At 38.0% G+C, this 19,874-nt stretch carries 12 protein-coding genes; 4 read left to right on the top strand and 8 right to left on the bottom strand.

Features of this window, described 5'->3' with window-relative positions; genetic code table 11:
- Nucleotides 1-66 precede the first annotated feature (66 nt).
- The 8 genes from AACM45_RS07595 to AACM45_RS07560 all read right to left on the bottom strand — a co-directional run bounded on the left by AACM45_RS07595 (nt 67) and on the right by AACM45_RS07560 (nt 15,246).
- Nucleotides 67-1,542, bottom strand: a complete 1,476-nt coding sequence (locus tag AACM45_RS07595) for a TolC family protein (protein ID WP_339141798.1) — start codon at nt 1,540-1,542, stop codon at nt 67-69.
- 99 nt (nt 1,543-1,641) lie between these two features.
- Entirely contained in the window at nt 1,642-4,830 is a 3,189-nt protein-coding gene (locus tag AACM45_RS07590) for an efflux RND transporter permease subunit (protein ID WP_339141797.1), read from the bottom strand.
- 107 nt (nt 4,831-4,937) lie between these two features.
- The gene (locus AACM45_RS07585) at nt 4,938-6,164 is read right to left on the bottom strand and encodes an efflux RND transporter periplasmic adaptor subunit (protein ID WP_339141796.1); all 1,227 of its coding nucleotides are present in this window, start codon (nt 6,162-6,164) and stop codon (nt 4,938-4,940) included.
- A 490-nt stretch (nt 6,165-6,654) separates the two neighbouring features.
- Nucleotides 6,655-8,583: a S9 family peptidase gene (locus AACM45_RS07580; RefSeq protein ID WP_339141795.1), complete on the bottom strand. Its 1,929-nt coding sequence runs from the start codon at nt 8,581-8,583 to the stop codon at nt 6,655-6,657.
- A 37-nt stretch (nt 8,584-8,620) separates the two neighbouring features.
- Complete coding sequence (locus tag AACM45_RS07575; RefSeq protein WP_339141794.1) at nt 8,621-10,378, bottom strand: serine hydrolase; 1,758 nt, start codon at nt 10,376-10,378, stop codon at nt 8,621-8,623.
- Nucleotides 10,379-10,765: 387 nt separating this feature from the next.
- Nucleotides 10,766-11,977, bottom strand: coding sequence for a serine hydrolase domain-containing protein (locus AACM45_RS07570; RefSeq protein WP_339141793.1), 1,212 nt, complete (start codon nt 11,975-11,977; stop codon nt 10,766-10,768).
- Between the two features lie 67 nt (nt 11,978-12,044).
- Complete coding sequence (locus AACM45_RS07565; RefSeq protein WP_339141792.1) at nt 12,045-13,808, bottom strand: serine hydrolase; 1,764 nt, start codon at nt 13,806-13,808, stop codon at nt 12,045-12,047.
- Between the two features lie 172 nt (nt 13,809-13,980).
- Nucleotides 13,981-15,246: a hypothetical protein gene (locus AACM45_RS07560; RefSeq protein ID WP_339141791.1), complete on the bottom strand. Its 1,266-nt coding sequence runs from the start codon at nt 15,244-15,246 to the stop codon at nt 13,981-13,983.
- A 147-nt stretch (nt 15,247-15,393) separates the two neighbouring features.
- Between AACM45_RS07560 and AACM45_RS07555 the strand changes: the two genes are divergently transcribed.
- The 4 genes from AACM45_RS07555 to AACM45_RS07540 all read left to right on the top strand — a co-directional run bounded on the left by AACM45_RS07555 (nt 15,394) and on the right by AACM45_RS07540 (nt 19,865).
- The gene (locus tag AACM45_RS07555) at nt 15,394-16,431 is read left to right on the top strand and encodes a right-handed parallel beta-helix repeat-containing protein (protein ID WP_339141790.1); all 1,038 of its coding nucleotides are present in this window, start codon (nt 15,394-15,396) and stop codon (nt 16,429-16,431) included.
- Nucleotides 16,432-16,445: 14 nt separating this feature from the next.
- Nucleotides 16,446-16,916, top strand: a complete 471-nt coding sequence (locus AACM45_RS07550; protein WP_339141789.1) for a hypothetical protein — start codon at nt 16,446-16,448, stop codon at nt 16,914-16,916.
- Nucleotides 16,917-17,632: 716 nt separating this feature from the next.
- Nucleotides 17,633-18,358: a helix-turn-helix domain-containing protein gene (locus tag AACM45_RS07545; protein WP_339141788.1), complete on the top strand. Its 726-nt coding sequence runs from the start codon at nt 17,633-17,635 to the stop codon at nt 18,356-18,358.
- 121 nt (nt 18,359-18,479) lie between these two features.
- Nucleotides 18,480-19,865: a serine hydrolase domain-containing protein gene (locus AACM45_RS07540; RefSeq protein ID WP_339141787.1), complete on the top strand. Its 1,386-nt coding sequence runs from the start codon at nt 18,480-18,482 to the stop codon at nt 19,863-19,865.
- Nucleotides 19,866-19,874 lie beyond the last annotated feature (9 nt).

The following is a 19,874-nucleotide window of genomic DNA, read 5'->3' as shown; positions in this document are numbered from 1 at the left end:
AAAAAAACAGCGGCATCCATTTCTGAAATACCGCTGCTTTATCCAACATTAAATCGTGTTGTTATTTTATTTTGAACTCGTATCTGCCGTTTTCAATTCTTCAAATCGTTGGTCCAATTCATCCGTTTCAATGATTTCCCATCCGCCACCAAGTGCTTTGTAGATGGCGATCAAAGAAGTAGCAGAAGCTATTTCGCTACTGGCCAATCTGTTTTCTGCCAATAATAAGGTGTTATCCGCGCTCAGGTAATCAATAAAACTATCCAGGCCTGCGTTAAAACGTTTCCTTGCAATGTCAGTAGCTTCCGCACTTGCTAAGGATGACTTTCTAAGGGTTTCCCTTCGTTCCAGTTCATTGGTATAATTAGTCATTGCCGTTCTAATCTCCTCCAAGGCTTCCAATACCGTTTTTTCATAGCGTTGCAATGCTGCCAAGGTTAGCGCATCTTTTTTCTTAATTTGCTGTTTTACACGACCTAAGTTAAAAGCCGCCCAACTGATGCTAGGAAAGATGCTCCAGGTAAAGGAATCATTGTTTCCAAAGTTTGAAAAATCAACCGCTGAAAATCCTATAGAACCTCCGAACTGGATTTTAGGATATAATTCTGCTACCGACAAATTGTACGTAGCAATCTGCACTCGTAATTCGGCTTCTGCACGTTTTACATCCGGGCGTCTTCGCAATAAATCCGTTACGTTTCCGATAGCTACCGACTCTGGAAGGCTTGGCAATGGTTTTTTAGTGATGATATCGCTGTCCAGGTTACCCGGGACTTCCCCAATCAATACGCTAATGCTATTTTTTAAAGCCTCAATTCTTGCATTTAATGGTGGTATGGTAGCCCTTGTATTTTCCAGTTGTGCCAATGCTCTAGATACATCTAACTGATTGCTAGTTCCTGCTTCAGAAAGACGAACCGTTAAGTCATAGGTTTCTTGTTGCCCTTTAAGGTTACGGTTTGCAATATCCAATTGGTATTGTGCACCCCGCAGTTCCATATAATTTCTGGCGACTTCGGCAAAAATGCTTACATATGTTCCTTGTACATCCGTCATTGCTATTTGTTGGTTGGCATAAGCGCCTTTTATCCTGTTGGATACGCGACCAAACAAATCGGTTTCCCAAAAAGCATCAAAACTGGAATTATAGGTGGTAAATGTTGGGTTCGCACCTGGTACAAATATATTTTCACCTAAGCGGGTTCTGGTCACGTTTCCGTTTGCCGTTACCGTTGGTAATCTATCCAATTTTGTTTTCTTGACCATCGCTCTTGATGCATATAGATTTGCTATGGCCGTATTGATATCCAGATTGTGTTTTCTAGCCTTATCAATTAGGGTATCCAAAATAGGGTCATTAAATGCTGACCACCATTCGATAGTGGCCGTTGTATTGGCTTTTAGAATAGCGGAATCTTCCGATACATTTTCTAAATAATTACTTTCTAGTTCAACATTGGAGTTGACTTCAAAATCCCTTTTGGTAACCCCACAGGAAACCAATATCAGGGATAGTAGTGTTATTAGTGTTAAATTTTTCATCTGTTTAATTTTTTTTGATTTCTTGATACAAATTTCGGTTAGTAAGGGTGTTTTTTGATAACCAATAACACCCTTACTATGACCAAAATCTAATATGTGCTATGAAGTTTGGACTTGTTCGGTCAACACCTCTGGTTTTTTAACCTTTTCAGTCTTTGTTTTTTTTGTTGTCAATCGTCTTCCCAAGTAGTAAAATACGGGTGTTAAAAAGATTCCGAAGATGGTGACTCCGAGCATTCCGCTAAATACGGCAATACCAAGGGAAACTCGAAGCTCAGCACCTGCACCCGTTGCAATTGCTAAAGGCACGACCCCTAATATGAATGCCATTGCAGTCATTAAGATTGGGCGTAAACGCAGTTTAGAAGCTTCGATGACAGCCGTTTTCAAGTCTTTGCCTTGGTCTTCCAGCTGTTTCGCAAACTCAACGATGAGAATGGCATTTTTACTGGCTAGACCTACCAAGACAACGAGCCCTATTTGAACCATAATGTTATTATCCAGTCCCGCTAAATCAATACCGATCATTGCCGATAGTAATACCATCGGTACAATAAAGATGACCGCTAACGGCAATACTAAACTTTCAAACTGTGCCGCAAGTAAAAGGAATACAAAGATAACTGCCAATAAGAAGGCAATGGCTGCCGTATTTCCTGTTTGTTTTTGTTGGTAGGCCAGTTCTGTCCATTCAAAGGAAATTCCCTGGGGTAAAACCTCTTCGGCAAGGGCCTCCATTCTATCCAAAGCTTGGCCAGAGCTAAATCCTGGATTTACATCACCTACCAAAGAAGCAGCGGGATATAGATTAAATCGCGGTACCCTACTTGGACCTGCAATATCTTTCTGGGTACTTACCGTGCCTAGTGGCACCATCTCGCCTTGATTGTTTCTTACCTTAATCCTGGAAATATCATCAGGTGTCAATCGGTTGGGCGCATCTGCTTGGGCGGTTACCTGATAGGTTCTTCCCAAGTAGTTGAATTCGTTTACAAAAGCGGAGCCCATATAGATTTCCAATGACTGGAAAATATCAGCAACATCAATCCCCAACTGCTCCGCTTTAACACGGTCAATATCCAAGAATAATTGTGGTGTTTGGTTATTAAAGAACGTAAATACACTATTTAAGGCTGGGTCTGCATTTGCTGCGGCAGCGAGTGCATTGGTAGCATTCATCAATTCAGCGGTTCCCAGATTTCCACGGTCTTGAACCATCATTCTAAAACCACCTGCATTACCGATACCTCGTACCGATGGAGGCGGGATCACCACCCCAAATGCATTATCTATGCTTCCGAGTTCTTGTCGTAATTCTGCAAGGATGGACTGCGTTGTCAATCCTTTTTCACTTCTAACATCAAAGTCTTCAAGCGTGGAAAAAATCGCTGCTGCATTGGATGAATTAGTGGAGGAAGCCCCATCGAATCCTGTAAAGGCGACCGTATTTTCAACACCTTCAACTTTTAATATTTTATCGATCGCTTCTCGAACCACGTCATCCGTTCTAGATAATGAAGCCCCTGACGGCAATTGGATAACGTTGATGAAATACCCTTGGTCCATTTGAGGTACGAAACCTGTGGCAACCCTATTGAATTCAAATCCCGTTAAAGCAATCAATCCACCATATACGACCATTACCATCGCACCTGTCCTGATAAGTTTTCGAACGCTGTTTCCAAATCGCTCTGAGAGCTTGTCCATAAAACGGTTAAAGCCGTCGCCCAACCATTTAAACGGTCTTAAAAGTAAGGGTGTATTTTTGTTAGGGTCGTGGGCTTCGTGACGCATCAATAAAGCAGCCATTGCCGGACTTAAGGTAAGCGATACGAAAACCGATATTGCCGTTGCCACGGCTATGGTCAATCCGAATTGCTTGTAGAACTGTCCTGAGATACCTTCTAAAAATGCTGTTGGTACAAAAACGGCAATCAATACCAGTCCGATAGCTACCAAGGCACCACCCACTTCATCCATTGTTTTACGGGCTGCATCCTTTGGGGATAATCCCTGTTTTAAGTACCGTTCCATATTTTCTACCACCACAATGGCATCATCTACTACGATACCGATTGCCAGTACCAATCCGAATAAGGTTAAGTTATTCAATGAAAAGCCAATGGCCTGCATTACGGCAAATGTACCGATCAAGGATACTGGAATCGCCAATATCGGAATGATAGCTGCCCTCCACGATTGTAGAAATAATAAGATAACAAAGATGACCAGTAGTACTGCTTCGAAAATGGTATGATATACTTCATCTACGGATTTCTGAACGAATTCCGTTGGATTGTATGCAATCTTATATTCCAAATCTTCAGGGAAGTCCTGAGCTAATTCGGCTACTTTTTCTTGTATGGAAGCTGCCGTTTCCAAAGCGTTTCCGCCCGGTTGTTGGAAAATGGGCATTGCAATCGCAGGGTCTTTTCCTAAATATCCTTTGGTAGCATAGTTTTGTGCGCCCAATTCTACACGACCGACGTCTTTCAATTGTACGATACGGCCGTTTTCACCTGATTTAATGATAATATTCTCAAATTGGTCTTGGGTGACCAGCTTCCCCTGGGTCTGTATATTGATTTCAAAAGCGGATTGTTTCCCTGAGGGTAATGTGTTCAACGTACCACTCGCGATTTGAACATTTTGGGCCCTTAAGGCGGCCACTACTTCACCAGCGGTCATATCAAGATTTGCGATCCTGTCTGGGTCTAGCCAAATACGCATTGCATATTCCGCTGCCCCGAATATTTGAATGTCCCCTACTCCCTTGATCCTTGCAATCTGGTCGATCATTTGAAGGGTGGCATAATTGCCAATATAGGTTTGGTCATAGGTTTTATTGGGGGAATACATATTAACAACGAGCAAAATATCGGGCGATACTTTGTTGGTGGTTATTCCTAAACGTCTTACCGATTCCGGTAACCTCGGCTCTGCAATGGCTACCCTATTTTGTACCTGAACTTGGGCGCGGTCTAAATCGGTACCCAATTCAAAGGCTACCTGTAAGGTAACACGGCCATCTGCCGAAGACTGTGAGGTCATATAAATCATTCCTTCCACACCGTTGATTTCTTGCTCTAAAGGCGTAGCAACGGTTTCTGAAAGTGTTTGTGCATTTGCTCCAGGGTAGGTTGCTACTACTTGTACCGTAGGTGGCGCTACATCTGGAAATTGTGATACTGGCAAGGAAACGTATGCCAATCCGCCCACTATCAGTATCAGGATGCTGAGCACCGCAGCGAAGATGGGTCTTTTGATAAAAATGTGACTAAATTTCATGAGTTCTATTTTTTAATGTTGGACAGTAGTATCCTAGCCTCTCTCTTTTCAGCTATTAATCGAAGTAATAGAGAGGGAAATCAAGGATACCAAAATGTTATTGGGTTTTATTGCGCTTCTGAGAAAGCTAAAGCATCCTCATTTTGATGTATGGATTTTTCAGTCGGACTTACCACGACCCCTGGTCTAATTTTCTGGATGTTGTTCGTAATCACTTTATCTTCTGGAGTTAACCCATTTTTAATGATACGAAGTCCGTTGGTATGTAGTGAACCAAGTTCTACGTTCTTTATGGCTACTTGGTTATTTTCATCAAGTACGTATACATAGCGTACTGATTGATTGGTGCCAATGATCTCATCGGGAATCATTAAGGCTTCGTGTTCCGCACTTCCCAATAATCTTGCTTGACCGAACATACCTGGCTCGATTAAACCGTCTTTGTTTTCTAAAGTAGCCCTACCTTCGATGGTTCCCGTGCTTCTATCAATTTCATTGTCCACAAAATCCATAACCCCTTCGTGGGTATAATCCGTTTCATCCTGTAATTTTAACATTACGGGATTTGCTTTGGAACGTGATGATTCCCGTTCGCCACTTTGTGCCAATCGGGTGTACTTTAAGTAATCGGATTCACTTCCTTGAAAGTAAAAGTGAATTGGGCTTGTGGCTACTATCGTAGTCAATAAGGTCGAACTTGAAGAACCACCATCGATGAGGTTGCCTTGATTGACCATATCGCGACTCACGCGACCTGAAATTGGGGCTTTTACCCGTGTAAATTCTAGATTCAATCGTGCGTTGTCTACAGCTGCCTGAGCCAATTGTATGGAAGCTTTGGCACCGGCCAATGCTTGTTTACGGCTATCGTACTCCTCAGCGGATACCGCGCCTGATTCCCTTAAAGATGCGACACGACTAAAATTATCCTGTGCTATCGTCAGTCTTGCCTTTGCTTGACCGTAACTTGCCCTTGCTTGGTTTAAGGCAATCTTAAAAGGTCTTTGGTCGATGGTAAACAGCACATCTCCTTTAGTTACGGACTGACCGTCTTTAAAACTAACGTTCTCAATGTAGCCACTAACGCGAGCCCTTACCTCTACACGGTTACTCGCTTCAAAACGACCGGTGTACTCATCCCATTCCGTTATTTTTTCGAATACTGGGTTTGATACTTCTACTGGAAGCCCTTTTGGTTCCACTGAAGCTATTTCTTTTTGTTCTTCCTTGTCAAATGCCGAAAAGGCCAATAAGGCCATTGCACCTAGCATTAGGGCAAAAATGACGAAGACTTTTACACTAAAATTCCTGGTTTTTAAATTAATTGTTTTCATCGTACTGTATTTAAGGTTTTTGTATTTGTTTAATTTTTACAGTACAAATGTATTTCCAAAGCGAGCCTATGGGTTAACCAAAATCAAAGTGTAAATGACCAAAATGTAAGATACCCCTAAATTAGAAGGGTTTCGATATGTAATTGAAAGGATATTCTGATTTCGGAATAAGAAGTTTTATTTAAATCAACACTAGTTTTGCTTGAATTGGCATAAAAAATAGTGTCCAAATCAAGTAGTTACGAACACATCATTTACAATTAGGTAAAAACCACAAAGACTAAATCTAATCTTTAGACTAAAGGGTGCTTGAATTTTTATATTGAACTCATTTAGACTTTTTGGATTAAAGCGAAAATCAGTTATTTTTTTCTCGATCGATTGCTTTTTTGAGTTGCATAGCGAGGCTACGGAAAGAAAAAAAGACAAAAAGCGAGGAGAAAAGAGCGATTTTTTAGCTAATTCAAAAAGTCTAAATGAGTTCATTCCATTAGTTTTTGAAATATGCATTCAAAAGATGTTTTTTTAGAAAAGAAACGATGAGATTTTGTTGTAGTTTATAGTTCTGGCGTTTGTGAAACCCATGACCTTCATCTTTAGCCATTAAAAACCATACATCCTTGTTTTTTTGATTTAAAGATTCAAACATTTGAACCGACTCTTTGTAGTTTACCCTAGGGTCATTAAACCCCTGAACGATTAATAATGGGGAATCTATTCCTTGTACATGGGTGAGCGGAGAAATTTCGCTTAAAAAGTTTCGCATGCTTTCTATGCGCTCGTCACCAAACTCTACCCGTCTTAAATCCCTGCGGTAATCACGGGTATTTTCGAGATAACTTACCCAATTGGAAATTCCAACGATATCGATTCCACATTTTAACCGTTGCGGATATTTCGCCAATGATGCCAAGACCACATAACCACCATACGATTCCCCATAAATCGACACGTTCTTTTCATCTAAGTCTTTTTCATTCTTTATCCAATCCAACAGCGCTCCGACATCTGTAATGGCATTTTCCCTATTCCAGGTGTCATCGGCCTTCATATATGATTTCCCATAGCCATTCGAACCCCTGATGTTGGGAATTATTACGGTTATGCCCAATTCATTGACCAAGTACTGGTAAAAACTATTGAATCGAGGTCGTATTTGATATTCTGGTCCGCCATGAATGTCGATAAAAACCGGGGAGGGCCGCGCACTTCCTTGAGGTTTGTATATAAAAGCAGGAATAGTATTTTCAATTCCCGTAGATGTATCCACGCTTTTAAAAGTAAAAGGTTCAGCAGTTACAAAAGTCATAGCGTCGACAGGTAATTTCCCCTTTCTCGCATATTGCTTCAAAGTTTTGTTTTTAATGTCATAACAGAAAACTTTGCGAGAAAAGGTGCTCGAATAAAAATTGAACCCAATTTTTGTTCCGTTGTTAGCTATCACTAGATTATCGAGAATTCCAATAGGGAAATCAGCAACCTTTTGATATGCCAAGGTTTTCAGGTCTAAAATATATAGTTTCGAAAAGCCATTTTCGTTTGTGCTGAATGCCGCTTTTTTTCCGTATTCGTCAATGGTCAATGCTTCTACATCCCAAGGAATATCGCTCGTTATTCTGTTGAATCTTTTTTTGTTCAAATCATAATGGGTAAGTTCTAGAAATTCTGAGAATTCATCTGATACAATGAGGCAGGCTTCTTGATTGGGGATAAATTTCGCATCTGAATATGCAATATCACTTTTGGTTGAATTGATTTGAGTACTATGGCCAGACACATCATTGATAAGATAGAGCATCTTGTTATTTTCAGAAATGACCTTTGCCGCTAATACCAAGCCTTTTTCGGCACTCCAATCATATAGTTGGCCGTCATCTGAAAAGTCTTGAAATACTAATTTCCCATTATCTAAATTGGTAAGGGACTTGAAATATAAATCTACTTCCGTAGCATTTCTTTTGTTCGACTTATAGGCAAATCGATTACTGTCTGGTGACCAGAAAGGGTCATAACTTTTATCCCCTTTCGCTGATATTTCGATGGCTTTGTTTGTATTAATATCATATAGGAAAATCTGATAATCTTCATTGCCATCGTCATCTTCTAGATATAAAAACTTACGTCGGTCAGGTGATAAGTACGAGCTTAGATAAGAGTCGAATTTTTCATATTCTTTGATCTCTGAGTTATATCTTTTCATGGCATAGATAACCTTGCCGCCATTAAATAACATCTTATTGCCATTTCTACTCCACCCTATGAAGGGAGGAAAATTGATAGTACTTCTATAGGTATTTAGATTGTGATGTTCTGCGGATAGATCTGTAGAATCAATACCATAAGAAATAATATTGCTTTTTTGAGAATAGGTTTGGATATACAGAAGTAGGGTCAGAAGTATTGGTAAATTGACTTTCATTTTAATACGATTCAAAGTTTACATTAAAAACTAAATACTATTTCTTATCATACGGAATATAGTTGGACCATTGCCATGGTGTATATTTATCAGCTATGGCACTCTCCAACAATTCTTTATAGATACGCTCTCCATTGTCAGAGTTGGTCATAATCAGCATACCCTTACCCAATTCTGGAAAGAGTACGGAATAATGTTGAAATCCGTCTCCATGGCCTCCTTTAGAAACTGCTTTTCCGTAGGGTGTTTCAAAATAGACCCATCCTAATCCGCAGCTCAAATTAATGGCGTCATACTTGGTTGTGGTAGTTGCCGCATCAGGTCCGAAGTGTTTTAAGGAATGGATTCTGATTTGGGAGCTAAAAATCTCATCATACGAAGTCTTACTTAGAAGTTCTTGATTGAGGATAGCCGTTAAAAATTTGATATAATCACTTGCCGTGGTTTCTAAAGTACTGCCTGACCTTGGTTCATTATCGATGTCTTTGCCATACTTTTTTCCATCGGTCATGTGGCCATAGGCAAAGTCTTTTTCAAACCTTGGTATCCATTGATACGAAGAGTTATTCATTTGTAAGGGTTCGAAGATAATTTCTTGTGCAAGTTCTTCCAGTCCTTTTCCAGTCAGTTTTTCCAATACGACCTGTAGATAAACAAAACCTTCGCCGCTATAGCCATACTTTGAGCCCGGAGTATTATTCACCCTTAATTTTCGGTCTGATTCAAAAAATCGCCAATTGGCAAAACCCGTTGTATGCGCCAAGCACATTCTGGCCGTTATTTTATGGTATAGACTGTCTGTTTGTAAATCAGCATAATTATCATGCCAACGTGTTTGGGGTTCATATTCATATATTTTTTTAGGCAGGTATGATTCCAAAGGAGTATCCAAATCAACAACATTGTCTTCGACCAACTTCATGACCAAAACACTAAAAACCGCTTTGCTCAATGAAGCTCCGTAAATGTTTGTAGAGTCTGTCAAAACTAATTTTTTCTGAAAATCTTTGTAGCCAAAAGTGTTTTGATAGACGGGTTGCTTATTATCGAAGATAGCAACTGCCACTCCTTGCACTTGGGCATCGGTAACAAGCTGATTGATTTTTTTGGTCAAAGAATCCTTTGAAATTTCGGTACCATCCAAACGGCTTATTCCCTCGGTCTTTTGCGGGACGCAATTTGCAAAGGCCAACAAGGTAAATAGAAGCAGTACGGATTTTATGGTTTTACTTCCCTTGAATTTTAGAAATGGTATGGCCAATGGATAATAGCATTTATATTCTTTTACGGCATATACGATATTGGCCAATACAATCAATACACAAAGGGGAACGACCGAAATAAATATTATAAAACCCCATTTATCAACGGTCAATAAGGCTACAAATGATAATGCATACAGCAATAATGCGGTTATCTGAAAATTGACAATTTTGGCGCCATGCCTATCGTAAAGTGTGTTATCCTCCCTTTTATGGATCCACAGGAACAAAGGAAAGAGTACATTACAGAAGGGTAGTACAAAGCCCAACAAGGGTGTGCCGTGCAAAAGTAACAACCACTTTTTTTGGATGGCCTCCTCCTTGGGGTTTTCTAGATTTAAGAGTTCATCGACGTTAATGTCAAGTGCCGTTGCCAATAATTTTACGGTTTGTAGATGTGGGTTGACATCCCCTTTTTCGATACGTTGAATGGTGCGTACCGTCACCTCTGTTTTTGCAGATAGATCTTCTTGTGAATAGCCTTTCAGTTTTCTTTGATAAATAAGGTTTTTTCCGATTGATTGATTTTCCATTGATTAAGAATTTTTGTTGGTACAAAGCTACCGATATTGCGTTGCCACCTCTACGACATTTAGGTGTCACCTTCATGTCATTTGTCTTGAATTACCCTTTTTTAAAGGGTCTTTGGCTAATTTACTTAAAAAGTAAGTAGCGAGCTAGAATGAAAATTTGGCTAAGGAATTTGATTGAACCATAACTCAAAAAGAAGATGTGCATCCTCATTATTATAATGTTGTTGGGCCTAGAAATTCGAACTATGAACTAAGTCTCGATAGGCACTAAAAAAACCTCTCTATTTTGAGAGGCTTTTTTAGTTGAACCTAAATACAATTACTTAATTGTAGAATTTTCAATTCCCTAATCCAACTATGGACTTGGTTTACATTTTATTAAAAGAATTATAAAGACTGTTTTTTATTGTAAGGAATATAATTCTCCCATTCCCATGAGGTGTAGGTATCACCGATAGTAATCTCCAATAATTCCTTAAAAATACTTTCAGCGTTATCACTATTTGAGAGGAGTAATACGCCCATGTTTTTTTCTGGAAATAGGATGGAGTAGTGTTGAAAACCCTCTCCATGCCCTTCTTTAAAAACGGCTTTTCCGTAGGGTGTTTTAGTCATCAAACCCCACGCCATACCATAATTCAACCCTATTTTTTTGTTGTCCATAGTTGTTTCAAGGGATTCAGGTCCAAATTGCATTTTTGACCTAATTTCAATATTTGGCGAAAAAAGCATCTGTGTTATCGGTGAATCTTGAGATTCTAATGCCAGTATGTGTTCTAAAAATTTTGAATAATCTATTGGCGTTGTTTCCATTGAACCCGCTGCACCTGCTTCATCTTCTGTGTCTTTGGGTATGGTTTTCTGATCTGCGGTATGTCCGAGACAGTAATTTCCTTCAAAACGGGGTTGCCATACGTAACTTGTCATATCCATTTCTAGGGGGTCAAAAATAATTTCCCTGGCCATTTCTTCGAGACCTCTTCCGGTAATTTTTTCGACAACAACTTGCAGCAAACGAATGCCTTCACCAGAATAGCTGTAGTTAGTTCCTGGATCAAAATAAATCTGAATTTTCCCTTCCGGATGAAATACCCCTGTTCTGCTCATCCATCTCCAGTTTGGGAAACCTGTAGTATGTGAAAGACACATTCTTGCGGTTATCTGTTCATATCTTTTGTCATCTTTAAGGTTTTTAAAACCTCGCCATTCCTTTTCAAAATAGAGCTCTGGAATAGGGGTGTCTAAATAGTCTTGCAAAGGTTTATCCAAGTCAAGGGTGCCATCTTGGACAAGGTGTGCTACCAAATAGCCAAACACCGACTTGCTCAGTGAGGCGCCATAAAATAGCTGATCAACGCTCAGACTATCTTTTTTGCCATAGTTTGCGTAACCGAATGCTTTTTGATAGGCTAGGGTATCTTGATTAAAGATGGAAACCGTAATTCCGGTTACATTGGCAGTATCTACAAGCTTTTGAATTTTTTGATCCAATTCTTCGGCTAAAACTTTCGAACCGTCCAAACGGGTAATTCGTTCTACTTTTGATTGTGAACAACTCGCTAGTAGTATTGCAAATAATAATGCTATAAAATTTTTCATATAGGTAATTTTTCTCTTGTATTATGATGTTTATTTATCGTTAATGAAGTTTTTCTGAACGGCTCGGTTAGCAGAATGCCGATGCTGTTTCCAAAGGGTATATGGCAGCAATTTCCAATGTTGAGAACATATCTTTTAGGGCGGTTCGTAACAGCGCTATAAAAACCGCTCTTCCGTTTCTACTGTTTGTCATAATGAGTGCACCCATCCCCTTTTCTGGAAAAAGAACTGAATAATGCTGAAATCCGCTACCATTGCCACCTTTAAATACTGCATCACCATAGGGGGTATCTAAATATCCCCAACCCAATCCATAACCAACGTTCGTCTCTTCAAATGATTTTTTTCTATTCAATGGCCCCTCGTACGCACTGGTAGGTGAAGTGACCTTAATATGCGAACTGAAGATCTCATTATAAGATGCTTCAGAGAGAAGGTTTTTATGAAGCACACCCTGAAGGAATTTAGCGTAATCTGAAGCTGTGGTCTCAAGCGTACTTGCACTTCGAGGTTCATTATCGATATCTTTTTTATAAGGATTGCCCTCTTGGTCATGGCCAAATGCAAAGTCTGTTTTGAATTCGGGTTTCCATAAAAAAGCGGAATTGTCCATTCGCAAAGGCTTAAAGATCCTTTCTTCTGCAAGTTGTTGTAATCCCTTGCCTGTTATTTTTTCAAGAATGACCTGTAAATAAACAAATCCCTCACCTGAATACATGTGCTTTGTGCCTGGTTCGTGCAGTACTTGCAATGCTTTTTTGGCAGTCCGCCAGTTATCAAAACCCGAAGTATGGGCTAGACACATTCGAGCCGTGATTTTATGGTACAAGCTGTCGTTTTTTAATGCTGAATAGTCATCATGCCAACGGGTTTCTGGCTCATATTCATGTATTTTTTTGGAAAGGTATAATTCTAAAGGAGTATCCAAATCAATAGTGCCGTCTTCGACCAAGCTCATGACCAAAACGCTGAAAACGGCCTTGCTCAAAGAAGCCCCATAAATATTTGTTGAACCAGTTAGTGCCAGCTTTTTAGCATAATCCTTATATCCAAAAGTTTTTTGATACACTGGTTTATTCTGGTTGAATATGGTTACGGCCATGCCATGCACCTGTGCATCACTCATTAGTTGGGTGATTTTGTTGGTCAAAGAATCCTTTGAGATTTTGGTGCCGTCCAAACGGGTAATTGTATCAGCTTTTTGAGATGTAACGTTTAAAGAGGTCATAAGCGCAAACAAAACCAAAACGGACTTTGCAGTTTTTCGGCCTTTGAATTTTAAAAACGGTATGGCAAGCGGGTAATAACATTTATATTCTTTTACAGCGTACATAATATTGGCCAAAACTACCATTACACAAAGTGGGATAACCGAAATAAATAGTATGAACCCCCTTTTATCCAAAGTGAGTAAGGCCACAAATGATAGCACATATAACAACAATACCGTTATTTGAAAATTGATGATTTTGGCACCATGCCTATTGTAAAGTGGATTATCTTCTCTTTTATGGATCCAAAGGAACAAAGGAAAGAGCACATTGAAGAATGGAAGTACAAAGCCCAACAAGGGCGTGCCGTGCAAAAGTAGCAACCACTTTTTTTGAATGGCCTCCTCTTTAGGGTTTTCTAGATTTAACAGTTCATCTACATTGATGTCAAGTGCTGTGGCCAACAATTTTACAGTCTGCAGATGTGGGGTGACATCCCCTTTTTCGATACGTTGAATGGTGCGTACCGTAACTTCTGTTTTTGCCGAGAGGTCTTCTTGTGAATAGCCTTTCAGTTTTCTTTGATAGCTTAGGTTTTTACCTATTGATTGATTTTCCATTGTTTAAGAATTTTATTGGAACAAAGCTACCCATAAGACGTTGCCACCTCTGCGACATTTAGGTGTCACCTTCATGTCATTTGTCTTGAATCAACTATTTTTAAAGGGTTTTTGCGAGATTCAAATGAAGTAAGTAGCCGAGAATCACAAAATTTGGCGGTAGTGGTTGGCCTTATTTATTTTTAAATTTTTCTTGAAAGAGAATTGTATTATCCTTTTTGAATTCTAATTTTTTGATGGAACCTGAACCTTCAAAATTATAGACGATGCCGATAATCTTTTTATGCCTTTTAGGAATGTCAATAGTAAAAACTTGGTCTTTGTTAATGGTAAATTTCAACTGGCCATTTTTTGATTTACAGACGACATTGACGAACTCATCATAATAAACCCCGAAACTAGATAAATCATTGGTTTTGCCATCAATAATTTTATCGTCTACTGACATAATCGACAGTTCTGCCGAACATCCTTTTTTACCTAAGGGTACTACAACGGCGCCGCCATCATATAATATGGCGATGCGAATGTTCTGACATATACCTGGTCCGTGTTTCCAAGTATTTTGTACCAAGGTTTCCATTTCGAAATCATCAATGTACAATTCCCCAAACTCCCGAACATTATAAAGGCCTACCCAATTTTTCTGTTTTTGAGAATCCATGACGTACTTCGATACGGTCTCACGATCAATGGATAGAAAATCGTTCTTATAAATATCTTGGGGGTCTAAATAAATTGGTTCCGGATTAGTTTCAATCAGACCTAACCAGTTCTTAGTAGGTATATAAACATCATCTTCTTTGACGATAGTATCGTTAATGACCAATTTCGCTTTAAAATATCCTGGGCGGTAGTAAATGCTTGTGGCAATACTATCCTCTTTTTTGACAGCACTTCTCTTTCTTTTATCCCAACTTTGTTGAATCTCGACTTTGGTTCCTTCTGGCGCTTTTGAGGCATCATATTTGAAAACCACTGTGTTTGGAATGTCATCGGAAACTACCTTGCTCTCAAAACTATATTCCTTTTTCTCAAGAGGTTGAACGGTATCTGAACCTTTATTTTTAAATAGAAAAAAGACACCCAAAACAATTAGAACGAAAACGAATAGTACAATTGTCTTGTTGCCTACGGCATTTTTTCTCTCTATGTTTCTTTCAGAAAGCTTTTGAGATTTTAAAAAAGCTATCCAATCTTCAAAACCGAGATATTTTGCTAAGGCATTCAGGGTGGTTTGATTTGGTTTTACATTATGATTCACTCGCCCCCAAATACGTTTTAATGTAGAGACACTTAATAAGGTGCCTGATTTGGAGTGAATTTCGTTGGCAAGATTTTCAAAATCCAATGTTGACCAATGCTCACTTGATCCTTTATCGAATTTTTTCTCGACCATTTGCAAGCAGATGTTTATGGTTTCTGATAAATCTATCATACTGGTTTTAAGTCGTTTGGTATAGATGAACGAACATGAATAAAAATGAACATAAAAAATGAGGTCATTTTTTCGCTTTGACTTTAGATTGGATCAAAATATGGAAATCCAGTGATTTCTATGCAATCCAAAAATATAGTATTCAAAATGAAAAAATCACTTTACTTTTTCGCAACCTTAGTTTTATTTCTTTTGCCCAAAACGTACTCCCAAGAAATTTATGTGGATTCACAAAATGGAAATGATACGTATGTTGGCGATCTGGAAGCCCCTTTCAAATCTTTATCAAATGCCATTGCATATGTCAATTCGTTGACGGGGAAAGGTACTATAACCATTAAGTTGTTTCCTGGCCTATATGTATTGAACAAAAGACTTGATATCAATCCGGTTAGAATGATGACCGATTCTACCCGTTTTGTCATTGAAGCGGTTCATATGCCCGATGATGCGGATTGGTCACAAGAAAAAATGCCCAAAATCCAATCGGTGTCATCGAACAATTCTGAAACTCAATTTCCGCATGCCACGGGATTTTTGGTCTCTTCAGCATATGTTACCATAAGGGGCCTAAAGTTTTTAGGAAATGCCAATCCTGCGGTGAACTATTACTATCCTATTTCGAAGGAAAATCAAGAGCTTGCCGATTTAGAAGTTTCGCAATGTTACTTTATCGGTAACAAAGAAACTGCTCCGATTCAGGGCGGTGTCTGGGCCCATGGTCAGAACAATTCGGTAGCCAATTGCGTATTTTACGAGTGCCGAAATGCAGTGCTGTTCTTTAACAATGTCGATGGATTCAATATAAGTAATTCTATTGTCTATGGAGCTTACGAAAGTGCTTTTTGGTTTGGTCCTAAAGACTACGAATTTTCGTTCAATAACAATGTAATTGTAAACAACAATAACTTTTTAGTAGGGCCAAAGAACCTGAAATATTCTTCGGTATTTTCTAATAGTATAATTGCCAATAATAAAGGATACGTTGGCTATTGGTCGAGGGATGAACAGCGGGTACTTGAGTTAAAAAACCCCGATATCAAAGAGAACGGACTTTTAAAATCAGGGGAATTCAATTTAAAATTGAATGATGCCATAAAATTGGATAAGGATCACCTGCATCTAACTGGTGATACCAAAAAGAAGAAAATCAAGGCCGGTATTTTCAAAGATGGATTTAAATAAAGATTCTTAAGAAAATGAAACATAAAACAATAGCAACTTTTTTCATATTTCTTTTCATTTTTTCAGCGACACGTTCACAAGTAGAATTGACCCAGAAAACAGTAAATGATATGGTGAATCAAATTCCAAAACTGATTCAAGAAAATTATGTTTTGACAGATAAAAGAATGCCAATCGCCAATGGTTTTACACAAAAAATCAGATCAAAAAAATATAGGGGTATTAGCAATCCAGACAGTTTGGCCAAAACCCTTACCAGCGACTTACGAGAACTAAGTAATGACAAACATCTCTATGTGAAATATCAGAAACCTGGAGAGAAGCAAGAAGAATTTGGCTGGGACGCTTTGGAGAAGAAGAATCGAATTATAGAAAAGAAACAGAATTTTGGATTCACGGCACTAAAGATTCTGGATGGAAATATAGGTTACCTAAAAATTATTGAATTTATAGGTCTTTATGCCTATTTAAATGACGAATCTTGAGTAAAACTCCGTTAACTGAATATGCAATGTGCCATCAATCCCATCAGAAATCCCGGCCGTGGTTATAACACTTCTGTCGTCGACATATCGTACATCTTTGAGCACCTTGGTTTTCGGATAGTCTTTTCCAGTCCGTTTAAAGTGGAATGAAAAGTTATTTTCGTTTTGTTTTTGGGATTCTAAATTTTTCCATTTTTCGTATGTAGCATTAGTTTTAATCTGCCAATTAACTTCAAATTGAAAAACCCTTGGTCAATTGTACAATTAGCTTTTAATGCCTTTTTTTGTGCCAAAAACAAAAAGGTTCAATGGTAAAGTTGATCACAGATTTAGTATTGGTTTTAGGTATGATTTTGACGTTTTTAGAAATTATTATCTTGCTAAGATTGAAAATCAAACAGTTACCCCATAAAATATTGATTTTTTTTTGGGTTTTCATTCTTGGAACAATTATAAACTTTTATGCGACTCTTTATAGCATAAAATACCTCTATATAGCAACAACTTTTATTGAAAGTGGGGTTAGGTTATTCTTAGCTCCCCTATTATTTCTTTATGTCAAGTCAATTTTTATTGAGAAAAAGGGTTTTTTTAAAATCCATTTATGGCATTTCATTCCTTTTTTGATTTTTACATCATTTATGACATTCCCCAGGGTTATAAATATTGTTGCAGGTAAAGAGGTGTTTACGCATGTGAGATATATAATAACTAACTTGAACTTAGCACTAATCAAGGATATTTATTTTGTTCTTTATGGAATGTTTTCGTTGCGGGTCTTGAATAAGTACCAGAAAGTATCAAAACAGAATTATGCAGTTGAAATTGAGCATAATTTAAAGTGGCTGTATACTTTTCTTATCTGTTTTGTTGGTGTAATTGTTATTGATTTGATATTGACAATATCTGAGATCACTTTGGGGTATATTGTCTTATGGGATGGCTACATTACGGTTTTTGCCTTAATCTGTTCAATTTCATATTTAGGTTACTGTGGATTAAAACAAGCTGTAATCGATTTGCCCGATTTTCTCGTAAAAAAAAATAATTACAAATCTGACAAGAAAAAAATCAGAATTTTAAATCCTGAACAAAAAAAAGAATTAGAAGGTTTGAAATTAGAATTGGAGAAGGTAATGAACGAGAAGAAACCTTATCTATCACAAGATATTACGTTGCAAAAATTGGCAGATTCCATTAATATTTCAGAGCGAAAACTATCACTGCTCTTGAGCGATACCATGAAAACTTCATTTTATAACTTGATAAACAAGTATCGCGTAGAAGATGTAAAAAAAAAATTACATTCTACAGAGTATTCAGAATATTCCTTGGAGGGGATCGGATATTCCAGTGGATTCAATTCAAAGAGTAGTTTTTATAGAATATTCAAGAAAGAAACCCAACTTTCCCCATTGCAGTTCAAGCAAAAGTTATCTTAATAGGTCTCAATAGGCGCAATAAGACCTGAATTGACCAGATAGGTTTTACTTTTCGTGTCAAAATAAATAGACAGATAATATTACATCTTTATCACCATTGTCTGAACTAAATCTATATGCCATGAAGTCTAAAATCAAGATCTATTGTTGGATACTAATTATGACAGTTTTTTTTTGCTGTGAATCAAAAAGAGACAGTTCTAGGGTTACAGTTGGATTACAACCATCTGTAGAAGATACTTTGAATATTAAAATCCCTCAATGGCAAACCGAATACAATGTTCCCGCAGTTGCTGTTGGTTTGATTGAGGACGGACAGGTTAAAATGGCAAAAGTTTATGGGGAACATCAAAAAGGAAGTAAGGCTTCGGTAAATACTATATTCAATGTGGCATCTATTGCAAAAACAGTGGTGGCAATGACAACACTTAAATTAATTGATAATGGCCAATGGGACTTAGATGAGCCATTACATAATTATTGGGTTGATCCAGATGTGATTAATGATTCTTTGTCTTTGCAGTTGACCACACGCCACATACTAAATCATACTACTGGTTTTAAAAATTGGAGAAGGATGTATTCGGATCAAAAACTGAGTTTTGACTTTAAACCTGGAACGCGATATCAATATTCAGGTGAAGGTTTTGAATACCTTTCGGCCGCCTTAGAGAAAAGATTTGATATAAAATGGACTAAGCTTGTAGATTCCCTAGTATTTAAACCAATGGATATGAAAGATGCCACCTTTACCTGGTTAAAAGATGTAGATACTTTGCGCTTTGCCCATTGGTATGATGGTAATGGCATTCAGCACGATGTTTATTACAAAACGCATTGGGTTAGTGCAGCCGATGACTTGTTGGTCACAATTAATGACTTATCTAATTTTGGAATCGAAGTGATGAAAGGAAATTTCATCTCTCAAGATTTATTCAATCAAATGGTAACCCCCCAAATTAAAATTCATAACAATGCTGACTACGGATTGGGATGGACTATAATAAAAGATCTGCCCAATGGAGAATATGCCATCAACCATGATGGTGGTGACGCGGGGGTGGCAACTACTATGGTGTTGTTGCCTAATTCTAAAAATGGGATTATCGTTCTGACCAATGGAGATAATGGTAGTATTATTTGTAAAAAGGTTATTAAAGAGGTAATCGGGGTCGGTAAAGAAATTGTAAATAAAATTTATTGGGGAACTGATATTCCAAACATTGTTGATGTTTCTGAAGAAAGATTGAAAAAATATGCAGGTATTTACAAATCAACCCTTGGCACACAAATGAACTTTATTAAGAAAAAAAATACCTTGGAAGTATACGGTACCGGAATTCCACGGTTAACTTTATATCCTGAATCTGAAAATGCTTTCTTTCCATTAGATTTTGATATACGATTTGTATTCAGAGAAGATGATAAAGGTAATGTCAACTCAATTGATATCGTACAGGGGGGTAAAGTTACTTTGACTGGTATTCGTGAAAATAATCAACCTTAATTATAGGGG

It is taken from the genome of Croceitalea sp. MTPC5, from assembly GCF_036985505.1.
In the GTDB taxonomy this organism is placed as follows: Bacteria; Bacteroidota; Bacteroidia; order Flavobacteriales; family Flavobacteriaceae; genus Croceitalea.
The sequence above is the reverse complement of the archived record's forward strand: the minus strand, read 5'-3'. Positions and strand labels throughout refer to the sequence as shown.

Coding starts and splice junctions, on each gene's coding strand:
- AACM45_RS07595 (WP_339141798.1), bottom strand. CDS start 1,542: ATGAAAAATTTAACACTAATAACACTACTATCCCTGATATTGGTTTCC.
- AACM45_RS07550 (WP_339141789.1), top strand. CDS start 16,446: ATGAAACATAAAACAATAGCAACTTTTTTCATATTTCTTTTCATTTTT.
- AACM45_RS07570 (WP_339141793.1), bottom strand. CDS start 11,977: ATGAAAAATTTTATAGCATTATTATTTGCAATACTACTAGCGAGTTGT.
- AACM45_RS07555 (WP_339141790.1), top strand. CDS start 15,394: ATGAAAAAATCACTTTACTTTTTCGCAACCTTAGTTTTATTTCTTTTG.
- AACM45_RS07540 (WP_339141787.1), top strand. CDS start 18,480: ATGAAGTCTAAAATCAAGATCTATTGTTGGATACTAATTATGACAGTT.
- AACM45_RS07565 (WP_339141792.1), bottom strand. CDS start 13,808: ATGGAAAATCAATCAATAGGTAAAAACCTAAGCTATCAAAGAAAACTG.
- AACM45_RS07590 (WP_339141797.1), bottom strand. CDS start 4,830: ATGAAATTTAGTCACATTTTTATCAAAAGACCCATCTTCGCTGCGGTG.
- AACM45_RS07585 (WP_339141796.1), bottom strand. CDS start 6,164: ATGAAAACAATTAATTTAAAAACCAGGAATTTTAGTGTAAAAGTCTTC.
- AACM45_RS07580 (WP_339141795.1), bottom strand. CDS start 8,583: ATGAAAGTCAATTTACCAATACTTCTGACCCTACTTCTGTATATCCAA.
- AACM45_RS07560 (WP_339141791.1), bottom strand. CDS start 15,246: ATGATAGATTTATCAGAAACCATAAACATCTGCTTGCAAATGGTCGAG.
- AACM45_RS07575 (WP_339141794.1), bottom strand. CDS start 10,378: ATGGAAAATCAATCAATCGGAAAAAACCTTATTTATCAAAGAAAACTG.